The 14,255-nt window shown below is 70.1% G+C and carries 13 protein-coding genes and 1 pseudogene; 6 read left to right on the top strand and 8 right to left on the bottom strand.

The annotated features are described in order from the left end of the window. The 4 genes and pseudogenes from ACWCO2_RS35810 to ACWCO2_RS35795 form a co-directional block, all read left to right on the top strand. Positions 1 to 1,255, top strand: a 1,255-nt coding sequence (locus tag ACWCO2_RS35810) for a cytochrome c oxidase subunit I (protein ID WP_450132246.1), incomplete at its 5' end; no start/stop codon positions are given. Positions 1,256 to 1,381: 126 nt separating this feature from the next. After that, positions 1,382 to 2,611 carry a phosphoserine phosphatase SerB gene (gene serB, locus ACWCO2_RS35805; protein ID WP_450132245.1) on the top strand — a complete coding sequence of 410 codons (1,230 nt, stop codon included), beginning with the start codon at positions 1,382 to 1,384 and terminating at the stop codon, positions 2,609 to 2,611. Next, the gene (locus ACWCO2_RS35800; protein WP_450132244.1) at positions 2,611 to 3,441 is read left to right on the top strand and encodes a peptidyl-tRNA hydrolase; all 831 of its coding nucleotides are present in this window, start codon (positions 2,611 to 2,613) and stop codon (positions 3,439 to 3,441) included. The genes serB and ACWCO2_RS35800 overlap by 1 nt, the downstream gene beginning before the upstream one ends. Positions 3,442 to 3,971: 530 nt before the next feature. Then, a pseudogene (locus ACWCO2_RS35795) lies at positions 3,972 to 4,067 on the top strand (DNA-binding response regulator); the annotation flags it as partial. On the opposite strand, the gene ACWCO2_RS35790 reads toward ACWCO2_RS35795, so the two are convergent. The 8 genes from ACWCO2_RS35790 to ACWCO2_RS35755 all read right to left on the bottom strand — a co-directional run bounded on the left by ACWCO2_RS35790 (position 4,068) and on the right by ACWCO2_RS35755 (position 12,915). Then, positions 4,068 to 4,673, bottom strand: a complete 606-nt coding sequence (locus tag ACWCO2_RS35790) for an energy-coupling factor transporter transmembrane component T family protein (RefSeq protein WP_450132243.1) — start codon at positions 4,671 to 4,673, stop codon at positions 4,068 to 4,070. It abuts the pseudogene before it with no gap. Further along, a complete protein-coding gene (locus ACWCO2_RS35785; RefSeq protein WP_450132242.1) occupies positions 4,670 to 5,344 on the bottom strand; it encodes an energy-coupling factor ABC transporter ATP-binding protein in 675 nt (224 codons plus the stop codon). Before ACWCO2_RS35785 ends, ACWCO2_RS35790 begins: the two co-directional genes overlap by 4 nt. Then, positions 5,341 to 6,462: a thiolase family protein gene (locus ACWCO2_RS35780; protein ID WP_450132241.1), complete on the bottom strand. Its 1,122-nt coding sequence runs from the start codon at positions 6,460 to 6,462 to the stop codon at positions 5,341 to 5,343. The genes ACWCO2_RS35785 and ACWCO2_RS35780 overlap by 4 nt, the downstream gene beginning before the upstream one ends. Then, entirely contained in the window at positions 6,459 to 7,796 is a 1,338-nt protein-coding gene (locus ACWCO2_RS35775) for a class I adenylate-forming enzyme family protein (RefSeq protein ID WP_450132240.1), read from the bottom strand. The genes ACWCO2_RS35780 and ACWCO2_RS35775 overlap by 4 nt, the downstream gene beginning before the upstream one ends. Positions 7,797 to 7,798: 2 nt before the next feature. After that, positions 7,799 to 8,383: a biotin transporter BioY gene (locus tag ACWCO2_RS35770; protein ID WP_450132239.1), complete on the bottom strand. Its 585-nt coding sequence runs from the start codon at positions 8,381 to 8,383 to the stop codon at positions 7,799 to 7,801. Positions 8,384 to 8,780: 397 nt separating this feature from the next. Beyond that, positions 8,781 to 10,949: an ATP-dependent DNA helicase gene (locus ACWCO2_RS35765; protein WP_450132238.1), complete on the bottom strand. Its 2,169-nt coding sequence runs from the start codon at positions 10,947 to 10,949 to the stop codon at positions 8,781 to 8,783. Between the two features lie 61 nt (positions 10,950 to 11,010). Beyond that, the gene (locus ACWCO2_RS35760) at positions 11,011 to 11,580 is read right to left on the bottom strand and encodes a nicotinamidase (protein ID WP_450132237.1); all 570 of its coding nucleotides are present in this window, start codon (positions 11,578 to 11,580) and stop codon (positions 11,011 to 11,013) included. A 39-nt stretch (positions 11,581 to 11,619) separates the two neighbouring features. After that, entirely contained in the window at positions 11,620 to 12,915 is a 1,296-nt protein-coding gene (locus ACWCO2_RS35755) for a nicotinate phosphoribosyltransferase (RefSeq protein ID WP_450132236.1), read from the bottom strand. 154 nt (positions 12,916 to 13,069) lie between these two features. Between ACWCO2_RS35755 and clpS the strand changes: the two genes are divergently transcribed. Together clpS and ACWCO2_RS35745 are read left to right on the top strand one after the other, a co-directional pair. Continuing rightward, a complete protein-coding gene (gene clpS / locus ACWCO2_RS35750; RefSeq protein ID WP_450132235.1) occupies positions 13,070 to 13,363 on the top strand; it encodes an ATP-dependent Clp protease adapter ClpS in 294 nt (97 codons plus the stop codon). Then, positions 13,364 to 13,927, top strand: coding sequence for a DUF2017 domain-containing protein (locus ACWCO2_RS35745; protein WP_450132234.1), 564 nt, complete (start codon positions 13,364 to 13,366; stop codon positions 13,925 to 13,927). It abuts the gene before it with no gap. Positions 13,928 to 14,255 lie beyond the last annotated feature (328 nt).

Raw genomic sequence — 14,255 nt, 5'->3', positions numbered from 1 at the left:
GGGTACGATCCTCGGTGCGGTCAACATGATCACCACCGTGGTCTGCCTGCGGGCGCCCGGCATGACCATGTTCCGGATGTCGATCTTCACCTGGAACATCCTGGTCACCAGCCTGCTGATCCTGATGGCGTTCCCGATCCTGACCGCCGCGCTGCTGGGTCTGCTGGCCGACCGGCAGCTGGGTTCGCACGTCTTCGACCCGGCCAACGGCGGCGTCATCCTCTGGCAGCACCTGTTCTGGTTCTTCGGCCACCCGGAGGTCTACATCGTCGCGCTGCCGTTCTTCGGCATCGTGTCCGAGATCTTCCCGGTGTTCAGCCGCAAGCCGATCTTCGGCTACACCGGCCTGATCTACGCGACCCTGGGCATCGGAGCCCTGTCGATCGTGGTGTGGGCGCACCACATGTACGCGACCGGTGCGGTGCTGCTGCCGTTCTTCGCGTTCACCACGTTCCTGATCGCGATCCCGACCGGTGTGAAGTTCTTCAACTGGATCGGCACCATGTGGAAGGGGCAGCTGACCTTCGAGTCCCCGATGCTGTTCAGCGTCGGCTTCCTGGTCACCTTCCTCTTCGGCGGGCTCACCGGTGTCCTGCTGGCCATGCCGCCGATCGACTTCCACGTCTCGGACACCTACTTCGTGGTCGCGCACTTCCACTACGTGCTCTACGGCACGATCGTGTTCGCCACCTTCGCCGGCATCTACTTCTGGTTCCCGAAGATGACGGGCCGGATGATGGACGAGCGGCTGGCCAAGCTGCACTTCTGGCTGACCTTCATCGGCTTCCACGGCACCTTCCTGGTCCAGCACTGGCTGGGCAACGAGGGCATGCCGCGTCGGTACGCCGACTACCTGGAGTCCGACGGCTTCACCATGCTGAACACGATCTCCACGATCGGCGCGTTCATCCTGGGTGCCTCGATGCTGCCGTTCCTCTACAACGTGTTCCGCAGCTACCGCTACGGCGAGGTCGTGGACGTCGACGACCCGTGGGGCTACGGCAACTCGCTGGAGTGGGCCACCTCGTGCCCGCCGCCGCGGCACAACTTCACCGAGCTGCCCCGGATCCGTTCGGAGCGCCCGGCGTTCGAGCTGCACTACCCGCATATCTCCGAGAGGATTCGGCTCGAGGCGCACTTGAGCCTGACCGGCAAGACCATCGCCCACAAGCACGAGGGCGGCGGCACCGCTACTGCGGTGATCGACAAGCCGGTCACCGGGGAAGAGTCCGGTAAGGACGACTCCGAGAAGTGATTTGGGCGCTAGCCCCGCACAGCGCACCTGTGCCAGGGTGGGGCTAGCTCGACGAAGAGCCCCGGCGGGCCACGCTCGCCGGGGCTCTTCGCTTGCCAGGGTCTTGAGAGAGGAAGAACCGCTGCCGTGAGTGCCGCGAATGCGACCACCGTGCTGATCACCGTGACCGGGAAGGACAAGCCTGGCGTCACCTCCGTGCTGTTCGCCGCGCTGACCCGGCACGGCGTGGACATCGTCGACGTCGAGCAGGTGGTGATCCGAGGTCGTCTGGTGCTCGGCGTCCTGGTGTCCACCGAGCACGACCCGGAGCAGCTGCAGGAGGCGGTGGAGCAGGCGATGGCCACCGTCGACATGACCGTCGACGTGGCGATCGGCGCCGAGGACGGCGACGCGAGCAAGCTCGCCTCCAGCCACGTCGTGGTGGTGCTCGGGCAGCCGGTGACCGCGCGCAACTTCAGCGAGGTGGCCCGCGGCCTGGCCGAGATCGGGGTCAACATCGACTCCATCCGACGCGTTGCCGACTACCCGGTGACCGGGATCGAGCTGCAGGTCAGCGCACCGGAATCGGAGGACGACACGGAGCTGACGCAGGCGATGTCCGACATCGCCGCGCGCGCCGGTGTCGACCTGGCGGTGGAGCGCACCGGGCTGTCGCGGCGGGCCAAGCGGCTGGTGGTCTTCGACGTCGACTCCACGCTCATCCAGGGCGAGGTCATCGAGATGCTGGCCGCGCGCGCCGGCTGCGAGGACCAGGTCCGCGAGGTCACCGAGCGGGCCATGCGCGGCGAGCTGGACTTCGCCGAATCGTTGCGGCAGCGGGTCGCCGTGCTGGAAGGCCTGCCCGCGTCGGTGCTGGACGACGTCGCCGCGGAGCTGGAGCTCACCGCCGGCGCGCGCACCACGATCCGCACCCTGCGGCGGCTGGGCTTCCACACCGGTGTGGTGTCGGGCGGCTTCACCCAGATCATCGACCAGCTGGTGGACGAGCTCGGGCTGGACTTCAGCGCCGCGAACGAGCTGGAGATCGTGGACGGCAAGCTGACCGGCCGCGTGATCGGCGAGATCGTCGACCGGCCGGGCAAGGCCCAGGCGCTGCGGCGCTTCGCCGAGTCCTTCGGCGTCCCGGCCGCGCAGTGCGTGGCCGTCGGCGACGGGGCCAACGACATCGACATGCTCTCGGCGGCCGGTCTGGGCGTGGCGTTCAACGCCAAGCCCGCGCTGCGCGAGGTGGCCGACACCGCGCTGTCGCACCCGTTCCTGGACGCCGTGCTGTTCGTGCTGGGCGTCACCCGCGCCGAGATCGAGTCGGCCGACGCCGAGGACGGGGTGCTGCGCCGGGTGCCGCTGGAGTCGTGATGCAGCCGGGGAATAACGGTGGTCCGGAAACGGCTGATCGAGGTGTGCTGGACACCGCCTTCGACGTGCTGGACCCGCTGATCACCCGCTACGCCTCCTGGCTGGCCCTCCCGGGCGCGGCCACTGCGGACACCTCGGACGAGGACCCGGAGAACGTCGTGCTGATGCCGATGGTCCTGCGGATCGAGCGTCGAGACCCGCCGGACCGCACCGCGCTGCTGGAGGCGGCGGCTGCGGCGGCGCTGGCGGTGTGCCTGGACGAGCGCTGCAAGCCGGGTGGGGAGTGGCACGAGGCCATGAGCACCTGGATCGCCGGACGGATCCGGAAGGTGTCGCGGCGGGCGCGCGGCGTGCACTGGGAAGCGGTGCAGTCGCTGCCCGGCCGCACCTTCAAGGTCGGCAACGCCGAGGTCCGCGCGTTCCTGCCGATGCGGGTCGCGGACATGCCGAAGGAGCTCAGCCGCCTGCAGATCTCCGGCAGCGAGCTGGACTCCGACGAACCGGGCCCGCTGCCGCCGAGCGCCCCGGTGCTGTGGCTGAACCCGGACGTCCCGATGAGCGCGGGCAAGTCGGCCGCGCAGGTCGGCCACGCGACGATGATCCTGGCGTCCCTGCTCCACGGCGAAGGCATGAACGCGGAGCTGGAGCGCTGGGCAGCGGACGGCTTCCGCTGCTCGGTTCGCCAAGCCGACGCCGACACCTGGTCCGGCCTCCACCCCGGCGACAACCCGGAGAAGGCCTGGCGAGAATCCCGCGTGGGCATGGTCCGAGACGCAGGCTTCACCGAAGTCGACCCCGGCACGGTCACAGTCCTCGCCCAGTGGCGCTGAGCCGAAGGCGGGCGGTGACACCGCCTGCCTTCGCGCGACGGCGGTGCGGTTGGACGTTGCCCAGCTGCTGTGAGTGGTGATGGTCGTAAGGACCGCCTGTCCTGTTTCAGGACCTGTCTGACAGTTGATGTCTCAGGTCCTCACGGACACCGGTGACCAGCGGCTTTGGCGCGCCTTGTGTGACGAAAATTGAACGCGGTGTGGTTGTGGCGATCATGCGGCGGTGGGCAGGGCAGGGTTTGAGATCGATCCCGAGTTCGTCGCCGCGGTCGTGAGGGCCGCTGAGGGCGAGAAGATCAACGTGGCCGGGTTCTGCCGGGGGAGACGGGAACGGGCCCAGACATAGGCCGAGCCCGAGAATGTTTTGCAATCTTTCGATTGCTAGGTCTTTGGCGGCTTGATCGTCGTCAAGGCCACTGCATCCTCGAGCCGGTCGCCGGGTTTCCCCGGTACCGATCAATATGCCCAGGTCACCGGGGTGCGCGACAGAGGCTAAAGTCCTGGATTCGTCGGCCGCAGGCGCCCGCTGAGAGCACGTCGGCAACATCCTCGCGAAGCTGGACCTGCCACCGGCCGAGGACACCAACCGCCGGGTGCTCGCGGTGCTGGCCTACCTGCGATCGTGATCAGTCGTCGCCGACGCCTCGGGCTGCTAGGGCTTCGCCGAGGTCGTCTGCGTGGCGGAGGGTTCTGACGAGGAACGGAACCGCGAAGGCCGAGATTGAGCGTTCGGCGCCTCGGGCTCGCTGGGCTTCGCGGACTTGGGTTGCGATCGTCGACAGGGCTGCGACTGCCTGCAGGGTCAGGCCGACGAGGAGGCCGATGCGCTCTGGGTGGACGCCGAGGCGGCGGGTTGGGCGCAGGCCGCGTTCGATCGCGGTGACCAGGTCGTCGACTCGGGTGGTCAGGGTGAACAGGTTCGCCATGCCGAGGGCGGCCAGCAGGCGGAGGCAGACCACTGCTGCGTTGTCGAAGCCGAGCATCCACCACTGCAGCAGGAACACGATCACGAGCAGCGGGATCAGCAGTCGCGAGATCTGCCAGCAGCGGCGCACCGGGATCCGCGCGAGGGCGTAGAGCACGGCCACCGCCAGCACGCAGCCGGTCAGGGCGAGCGGTGAGTTCAGCACGAAGATCACTACCGCGAAGACCAGCAGCGCCAGGAACTTCCAGCCCGCCGCGGCCCGGTGCACCGGGCTGGTGCCCGGTTCGTACAGGCCCAGCGGGTTCATCCGACCAGCTCCCGGTAGTACCGGACCGCCGGGCCGGGTTCGTCGTCGGCGACCACCTTGCCGGACTCCAGCACCACCACGCGGTCGAAGTCGTCCAGCAGGTCCAGGTCGTGGGTGACCAGCACGATCTGCTGGCGTAGTCCGGCCAGAACCTCGGCGAAGTGCCGTTTGTTGCGCAGGTCGAGCAGCGTGGTCGGCTCGTCGCAGACCAGCACGTCCGGGTCCAGCACCAGCATCGAGCACAGCGCCAGCAGCTGCTTCTGCCCGCCGGAGAGCTGGTGCGCCGGGTGCTCGGCGTAACCCGCCAAGCCGTGCTGCGCCAGCACTTCGGCGGCCCGGCTCTGCCGTTCAGCCTTGGACAGGCCCTGCTTGCGCAGCGAGAACGCGACGTCTTCGCCAGCCGTGGGCATCACGATCTGGCTGTCCGGGTGGGTGAAGACGAAGCCGACGCGCCGCCGCACCGCGCGGCCGTTGCGCACCGGGTCGACGCCGTCGACCAGCACCCGGCCCCGCGTCGGGTGCACCAGGCCGTTGACCATCCGGGCCAGCGTGGACTTGCCGGAGCCGTTCGCTCCCACGAACGCGACGCGCTGCTCGCTCAGCCGCAGATCCACGCTGTCCAGCACGGTGCGCTCGTCGTAGCTGTGCCCGACGCCCTCGAACTCGATCAACCCACTCGCTCCCACATCGTCGCCACACCCAGCCCGCCGCCGGACGAGAGCGCGGCCAGACCGGTGCGCGGCCCGTCGGCGCGCACCATCCGGCTGAACAGCCGCACCACCAGCACCGCACCGGACGCACCCCACGGGTGGCCGAGCGCGATGGCGCCGCCGTCCGGGCTGACCAGCTGCTCGTCGATCCCCGCGGCGTCCAGGCAAGCCAGCGTCTGCCCGGCGAAAGCCTCGTTGAACTCGACCACTTCCGGGGTGTGCTCCGCCAGCAGGTCCCGCATCGCGGGCGCCGCGCCAAGGCCGAGCCGGTTCGGGTCGATCCCGGAGTTCCGCGAGCCCGCCAGACGCAGGCCGGGCACGCCGAGCCGACGTCGCTGCTCCTCGGTGGTGATCAGCACGGCTGCCGCGCCGTCGTTGATGCCGCAGGAGTTCGCCGCGGTCGCGGTGCCGTCCGGGGTGAACGCGGGCCGGAACCGGGCGAGTCGTTCGGCGGTGAACCCTTCGCGCGGCCGCTCGTCGGCGGTGGCCCCGCTGAGTTGCACCAACTCGGCGTCGAACCGGCCGGCTTCCCGCGCGGCGATGGCGCGCGCGTGACTGCGAGCGGCGAAAGCGTCCTGGCGTTCCCGGGAGATCCCGGCCTCGGCCGCGACCAGGTCGGCTGCGGGGCCCATGTCCGGATCGCCGATCTCGGCCGGTGCGAACGGCGCGCGCTGGTAGAACCGGGGCTGCTCGGTCGCCGAACGCGGGCGCCACGCCCGCCACGGCGCGGTCGACGGGCTTTCCACACCACCGGCGAGGAACCAGTCACCGGCACCGGCGCTGATCAGCGCGGCTGCGGTGGCGATCGCGCTGAGCCCGCTCGCGCACTGCCGGTCGATGGTCATGCCGGGCGTGGTCTCGCCGAGCCCGGCCCGCAGCGCCGCCACCCGCGCCGGGTTGCCGCCGGGACCGAGCACGTTGCCGAGGAGCACATCGTCCACAGTGGTCACACCGGCGTCGTCCAGCACGGCGCGCAGCACCGGGGCGGCGAGCCGGTCGACCGGCAGGTGGCGCAGAACGCCCCCGGCCTCGCCGATCGGCGTCCGCCTCGCCGCGATCACCACAGGAGTTCGGTTCACAACGCCTCCGCTGCGAGCGTTCCATCGCGCAGTTGCTCCGAGACCAGTGCGCGCGCCGGTTTGCCGGACGCGGTCCTCGGCAGCGCGCTGATCGTCAACCAGCGCCGGGGTCGCTTGGCGGGTTCCAGCGAATGCCGTGCCCTGGCTCGCAGATCGCGCCGCGATGGGGGATTGACCGGATCGATCTCCACCACCGCGGTGACCAGCTCGCCGAAGCGGGGGTGCGGAGTGGCCGCGACCAGGACATCTTTCACGCCGTCCGCGCCGCGCAGCACCAACTCGACCTCCTCGGCGCCGACCAACCGCGCCCCGGTGTTGATCATCGCGCTGGCTCGGCCGAGGACCTCGAGCGACCCGTCCTCGTGGAAGATCGCGCGATCGCCCACTGCGGACCAACCGTTGTCGGTGCTCGGCGGGATGACGACGCCGTTGTTCAGGTAGCCGTCGAAGGTGAGCTCGGAGCGGACCCGAAGCTCGGTGCCGCGCACCTCGACGTCGACGACGGGGCGCAGGCGGTCGCCGCGTCGCACCGCGATCAGCGAATGCTCGGCGGACCCGTAGTACTCGACGAGCTCGCAGCCCGGCAGGACCTTGGCCAGCCGTTCCTCGAGCTCCTGGTCCACCCGGGCGCCGCCGCAGACCACCAGTCGCAGCGCGCATCCGGATTGGAGCACCGGGTCCCGTTCCAAAGTGGACACGAGTGCGCTGAGCATCGCGGGCACGAGGTGGACGACGGTACTGCGCCTGGCGGCGTTGGCCGCGTCCTGGGCGGACCACTTGTCGAGCAGGTGCACGTCCGTGCCCGCGCGCAGCGCGTGCAGGGCGCCGAAGAGGAACAACGACGAGCTCAGCGGACCCGGGATCAGGACCTGATCGCGCTGTTCCAGGCCCAGGTCCAGTGCGTCGAAACTCCTCAGCCAGGAGCGCCGGGAGCGCACCATCACCTTCGGACGACCGCTGCTGCCCGAGGTGGTCGGCAGGTAGAACTGCGTCGCTTCGCTGCCTTGGTGCGAGTCAACGGCCCGTTCGTCCCGGTTGGTGAGGGTCCGTTCGCTCAGGTCCAGGACCACGTCGACGGCTGCGTCGGCGAGGACGGCGGAGCGTTCGCGTTCGGTCCACGTCGGCTCGAGGACGAGCGTGGCGCAGCCCGCGAGGTCCGCGCCGAGGAAGTGGGTCAAGCGCGTCAGCGCGTCCCCGCCGTCGAGCGCGACGCGCGAGCCCGGGCGCAGCAGCCGCGCAGCGCTGCGAGCCCGGGCGAGCAGCTCAGGCGCGTCGAGCGCGGCGCCGGAGTGCGCGACCCGCGAAGCGGGGGAGCGGCCGAGGATCGGGAGCACGGTCAGCCCTCGGCGGGCGAGGGGCGCGCAGCGCCGGTGAGCGCCGCCGGGACGGCGCGGTGGACCGCGACGGCGACCAGCGAGACGGCGACGAGCTTGACCGCGTCACCCGGGACGAACACCAGCGACTGCGTCGCGGCGGCGCCGAGGTCGCCGATCATCAGGCCCCAGTACGGGATGCCGATCAGGTAGTCCACGGCGACGCCGGCGACGTTGGCGGTGAGCAGCACCAGCAGGCCCGGCTTCGGCGCGCGCTGCACGATCAGGCCGACGACCACCGCCGACAGCACCCAGCCGAGCACGAAACCGCCGCTCGGGCCGATGAACGGGGCGATGCCTCCGCGGCCGCCCGACAGCAGCGGCAGGCCGATCGCGACCAGTGCCAGGAACAGCAGCACCGATGCGCCGCCGCGGCGGGCGCCGAGGATGCTGCCCGCCAGGAGCGGGCCCATGTTCTGCAGCACGATCGGCACCGCAGCGCCGCCGAGGTAGAAGCCCGGGAAGATGCCGAGGACGGCGATGAACGCGGCGAAGACCACAGTCCTGGCAAGGTTCGCGGCGGGCGCGGCTTGGCGCGGTGCGGACACGACGACTCCCTAGCAGTTGATCGACAACATCCACCGGTCAGCGTCGACGTCGGACCGGAGCCTCGGCGCACGCCGCGGCCAACCCGAGCCCACATCCGTCTGCAGTGCTGTGACCAGGTGTTATCACCGATCTGGGCGGCTTCTGCGCGGCCTGATCGGCACGACGGACCCAACCTACCGGGCGACCCCGCGAAAACAGAAAGCCCAACGCCGAGTTGTCGATCACCTACAAGCCCACCAATCACCGGAGGCGAGCTCCGTCACCCGGAGACGTGTCAATTTCGCGAGAAATTGGGCCAGCCCTTCGCCCGACCGCCGCCCCCAAGGGGGCGCTACGCGCCGCTGTCATTCACCCGGGTGAACGTCAATTTCTCGCGAAATTGACCACCAAGACGGCTCAGCTCGAGGTAGTGCTGGTGAGGCGTTGGAGGGCGCCTCGGACGATCTGGGGGTTGTGGGTGGTCCAGAACGGGGGGAGGGATGAGCGGAGGAAGCCGCTGTAGCGGGCTGTGGCCAGGCGGGGGTCCAGGACTGCGATCACGCCGCGGTCGTTCGGCGCACGGAGGAGACGGCCCGCGCCCTGCGCGAGGAGGAGCGCCGCGTGGGTTCCGGCGACCGTGAGGAAGCCGTTGCCGCCGTGTTCGGACACCGCCTTCTGACGCGCAGACGCGAGCGGGTCGTCCGGGCGGGGGAACGGGATCCGGTCCATGATCACCAGTTGCAGTGAATCGCCCGGCACGTCCACGCCCTGCCACAGCGACAGGGTGCCGAACAGCGAGGTCTCCGGATCTTCGGCGAACTGGCGGACCAGCAGCGCCGTCGTGTCATCGCCCTGGCACAGCACCGGGGTTGAGAGGCGTTGCCGCAGTTCCTCGCTGGCCTGCTTCGCTGCTCGCATCGAGGAGAACAGGCCGAGCGTGCGTCCGCCCGCGGCCTGCACCAGCTCGGTCAGTTCGTCCAGGTACTCCGGCGGCAGGCCGTCGCGGCCCGGCGGTGGCAGGTGCTTGGCGATGTAGAGGATGCCGCTGCGCTGGTGTTCGAACGGCGAACCCACGTCCAGCCCGGTCCACTTCAGGCTGCCGGAATCCGACGGCGCCTCCTTGGCGGTGGCCATCCCGTCGACCTGCTGGACCTGCTGCTGGCCCGGCAGACCCCACTGGCGGGCGAGCGTGTCGAACGAGCCGCCGAGCGCCAGCGTCGCCGAGGTCAGGACCGTGGTGCGCTGGCCGAACAGTCGCTCGCGCAGCAGTCCGCCGACGCCGATCGGCGCGATGCGGATGGTCGTCGGGCGGTTCGGATCCGCCGAGATCCACACGACCTCGTGCTGCTTCTCGTCCTCGAACGCCTCGAGCAGCCGGACTGCCGTGTCGTGGACTTCTTCGGTGAGGGCGTGCGCGAGCTTGCGCGCGGTGCTGCCGTCGGTGTCCTCCTTGCGCTCCGGGCCGAGCGCGTTGATGCACGCCCACGCGGCATCCCGCAGCGCGGTCAGGGCACCGCCGAGGTCCTGCGGAAGTTGTTCCAGCCGCCCCGGATTCGTCGCCTGCAGCACGAGGTCCAAACCCTCGGAGGCTTCTTCGAGCCGGTCGGCGGTCTCCTCGCCGATGGCCCGCCCGCAGCGCCGCGCCGCGAGCCGCACCGAGGTCGCGGTCAGTTCGCCGGTCGCCGCCGAGGTCACCCGGTCCACCAGGTCGTGCGCCTCGTCGACCAGCACCACGTCGTGCTCGGGCAGCACCGGGCGGTCGTCGAGGGCGTCGATGGCCAGCAGCGCGTGGTTGGTCACCACGATGTCCGCGCGCCCGGCCTCGGCGCGGGCCCGCTCGGCGAAGCAGTCGATGCCGACCGGGCAGCGGTGCACGCCGAGGCATTCCTTGGCGGTGACCGACACCTGCCGCCACGCCTGGTCGGTGACCCCGGGCACCAGTTCGTCGCGGTCGCCGGTCTCGGTTTCGGTGGACCACTCCTGGACGCGCTTGACCTGCCGCTCCAGCGCGGAGGCGGCGAAGGCGTCGAACAGCGCGCCCTCGTCCGGCTCCTCCGGGGCGTTGCCGTGGATCCGGTTCAGGCACAGGTAGTTGCGGCGGCCCTTGAGGATCGCGAACGTCGGCCGTCGACCCAGCGCATCGGCCAGCGCGCCGGACAGGCGCGGCAGGTCGCGGTCGACCAGCTGGCGCTGCAGCGCGATGGTCGCGGTGGACACGACGACCGTGGTGTTCTCGGCGACGGCGTGCCGGATCGCCGGGACCAGGTAGGCCAGCGACTTGCCGGTGCCGGTCCCGGCCTGCACGGCCAGGTGCTCACCGGAGGTGATGGAGTGCTCGACGGCCTCGGCCATCCGGGCCTGGCCCTCGCGCGGGACGCCGCCGACCGCCTCGATCGCGACGTTCAGCAGCGTCGGCAGGTCCGGGATGTCCTTCTTGGCCTTGGCCGCCGCCAGCGGGAGCACCGGTTCGGCCGGGGCAGGCTTGCCCGCCTTCGCGAGATCGTCAGCGATCTCCGGTGGGAGCACGTCGTCTTCGTCGGGCTCGAACGCAACCGGATCGGACCATCGCGGGACAGAGGTGGGCACCCCTGAACGCTACCGCGCAGCCCTGTCCGCGAACGGCGATCCCCTGGTGAACCGCTGCGTTCTACCGGACGACGGGTTCACCGACGAGGTTGACGCCTGCGGCGTCGAGTTCGGTGAGGGCCGCGTCGACGGTTTCGCGCGCCACGCCTGCCGTCAGCTCCAGGAGGACCGTGGTGTCCAGGCCGTCGCGCACCGCGTCCAGGGCTGTGGCTCGGACGCAGTGGTCGGTGGCGATGCCCACCACGTCGACCCGGCGCACGCCGCGCTCGGCCAGCCAGTCGTGCAGCGGCCGGTCGCGCGGGTCGATCCCCTCGAAGCCCGAGTAGCCGTCGCTGTACTGGCCCTTGGAGAACACAGCCTCCACCGGGCCCACGTCCAGCGCCGGGTGGAACGCCGCGCCGGGCGTGCCCGCGACGCAGTGCCGCGGCCACGTGCGCACGAAGTCCGGCTCATCGCTGAAGTGCGCACCCGGGTCGATGTGGTAGTCGCGGGTCGCCACCACGTGGTCGTGGTCGAACCCGGCGAGGTACTGCGAGATCGCCGCAGCCACCTCGGCGCCGCCCGACACCGCGAGCGCGCCGCCCTCGCAGAAGTCGTTCTGCACGTCCACGATGATCAGTGCTTTGGTCATCCCGGCTCCTCGGATCGCGTCCCCAATTGTGGTCGGTCGTCAGGCGGTGTGGAAGACGGTCGGGATTGCCGGTTCGCCGTTGGAGAGCGTCAGGCCTTCCCAGGGCAGCGTGACCAGCGCGTGCCGCAGTCGCTGGCGGTTGTCCTCCAGCGTGGGCAGGTCCTCGACGCGCTTGCCGTCGCGCATCAGCGGCATCTGCAGGAACCGGTCGTACGGCCCGAGCACCGGCTCGGACGCTCCCGGCGCGATCTGGAAGACGACCTCCTCCACGGCGGTACCGGTCTCCTTGTACCGGCGCACCGCGGCCTTGCGCCCGCCGCGGGACTCCTTGTGCGAGCTGCGCTTGGCGACCGGGCGGCCCTCGACCTCGACCAGCTTGTAGACCATCTCCGCGGTCGGCGCCCCGGAACCGGTGACCAGCGAGGTTCCGACGCCATAACCGTCGACCGGTTCGGCGCGCAGCGCGGCGATCGCGTACTCGTCGAGATCGCCGGAGACGACGATCCGGGTGTTCATGGCGCCCAGCGAATCCAGCTGCTCGCGGGCCTGCCGGGCCAGCACGCCGACATCACCGGAGTCGATGCGCACCGCGCCCAGCTCCAGGCCGGCGACCTCGACCGCCAGCTCGATGCCACGGGTGATGTCGTAGGTGTCCACCAACAGCGTGGTGCCGGTGCCCAGCGCCGCGACCTGCGACTCGAAGGCCTCGCGCTCGGAGTCGTGCAGCAGCGTGAAGGCGTGCGCCGCGGTGCCCGTGGTGGGGATGTCGTAGCGGCGACCGGCCTCCAGGTTCGAGGTGCCGGTGAACCCGGCGAGGTAGGCGACCCGGGCGGCGGCGACCGCGGACTCCTCGTGGGTGCGCCGCGAACCCATCTCGATGATCCGCCGACCGTTGGCGGCCGAGACCATCCGAGTCGCGGCTGCGGCGATCGCGCTGTCGTGGTTGAGGATCGACAGCACCAGCGTCTCCAGCACCACGGCCTCGGCGAACGTGCCGCGCACGGTCAGCAGCGGAGACCCGGGGAAGAACAGCTCGCCCTCCGGGTAGCCGTCGATCTGCCCCTGGAACCGGTAGTCGCGCAGCCACGCCAAGGTCGACTCGCTGACCACCTCGTGCTCGGCGAGCTGAGCCAGCTCCTCCTCGCCGAAGGTGAAGTTCTCGATCGCGTCGAGCATCCGACCGATGCCCCCGGCGACCCCGTACCGGCGCCCGTTCGGCAACCGCCGCGTGAACACCTCGAAGGTGCACGGCCGGTGCGCGGTCCCATCGCGAAGCGCGCTGTCGAGCATCGTCAGCTCGTAGTGGTCCGTAAGCAGCGCAGTGCTGGTGCTCATGGAGCAGAGATTACGTGGTCCCCGATCAACCACAGCAGATCGGCTGAACCCGATCGAGGTGGGCGGGCGCCGAGGTTCCGCTGCTCGCGCCGCCGAGCGAACCAGCCCGAGAACCACAAACAATGTTGTGACGGGGGCGTGCAACGATAGGGGCATGACCTCGCCCGCTGAGATCGAGCGCGCGCAACTCGAAGCGGACGCGCTCGGCACCGAGGACACGCCGTGGGTGACCGTGGTCTGGAACGACCCGGTCAACCTCATGTCCTACGTCACCTACGTGCTGCAGAAGATCTTCGGTTACACCCGGGACCACGCGACGAAGTTGATGTTGGACGTGCACCACAAGGGCAAGGCGGTGGTGTCCTCGGGTTCCAAGGAGAAGGTCGAGGGCGACGTGGCGAAGCTGCACGCCGCCGGCCTGTGGGCGACGATGCAGAAGGATTCCTGAGTGGAAGGCTGGACCCGCAAGAACGGGAATGTGCAGGCCGAGCTGTCGCAGCAGGAGGCCGCGGTCATCCGGGGCCTGGTCGGGCAGATCAAGGACATGCTGACCGCGCGTTCCGCGGAAGCTCCCACCGACGAGCTGGCCGAGCTGACCGGTATCCGCACCGGGCCGACGACGGCGCCCGAGGACCAGGTGCTGGCGCGGCTGCTGCCGGACTTCTACCGCCGCGACCCGATCACCGGGGAGACCGACGAGGAGCAGGTGGACGCGGCCGGCGCGATGCGCTCGCTGCACGAGCCGTCCCTGCTGGAGGCCAAGACCGGAGCGGCGCGACTGGTGCTGGAGACCTGCCCGCCGGACGGCGGCCGGGTGAAGTTGACCGGTGAGCAGGCCGACGGCTGGCTGTCGGCGCTCAACGACGTCCGACTGGCGCTGGGCACCGCGCTGGACGTGGACGAGGACATGCCCGAGGAGCTCCCCGAGGACGACCTGCGCCGCGAGCACCTGGGCGTCTACCAGTGGCTGACCTGGGTCCAGGACAGCCTGGTCACCGCCCTCATGACGTGACGCAATTTCATTGAGGGTTGGCGACCACCCGGCGTTCGCCGCCGGGGCGCGCCGCACCGTCGCGGCTGCCGACTTCAGCAGTCATCCGTCCTCCTCATCGTGAACGGACTCACACTGCGGACGCGAAAGCCCCGCAACAAGGAGTGCGCCCCTTCCTTTACGTCTGGTTAACGTGATGACCTTGGGCCTGCGTGTGGCCCGTGGGACGCAATTTCCATTGAAATCAGACGTCTGATTTCAATGAGGTGATCTCAGTGGAATGGGGAGGGCTGGGGGCCTGAAGGCGATGTGGGCGTGGGGTCCTGGTAGAAGAAGGTCTCACCACAAG

The sequence above is a fragment of the Saccharopolyspora sp. NPDC002376 genome (assembly GCF_053593195.1).
This window is presented reverse-complemented; position numbering and strand designations above follow the sequence as displayed.

Excerpts from the sequence above, each read along its gene's own strand:
- ACWCO2_RS35800 (WP_450132244.1), top strand. The coding sequence starts at position 2,611 with ATGCAGCCGGGGAATAACGGTGGTCCGGAAACGGCTGATCGAGGTGTG.
- clpS (WP_450132235.1), top strand. The coding sequence starts at position 13,070 with ATGACCTCGCCCGCTGAGATCGAGCGCGCGCAACTCGAAGCGGACGCG.
- ACWCO2_RS35790 (WP_450132243.1), bottom strand. The coding sequence starts at position 4,673 with ATGAACCCGCTGGGCCTGTACGAACCGGGCACCAGCCCGGTGCACCGG.
- ACWCO2_RS35755 (WP_450132236.1), bottom strand. The coding sequence starts at position 12,915 with ATGAGCACCAGCACTGCGCTGCTTACGGACCACTACGAGCTGACGATG.
- ACWCO2_RS35760 (WP_450132237.1), bottom strand. The coding sequence starts at position 11,580 with ATGACCAAAGCACTGATCATCGTGGACGTGCAGAACGACTTCTGCGAG.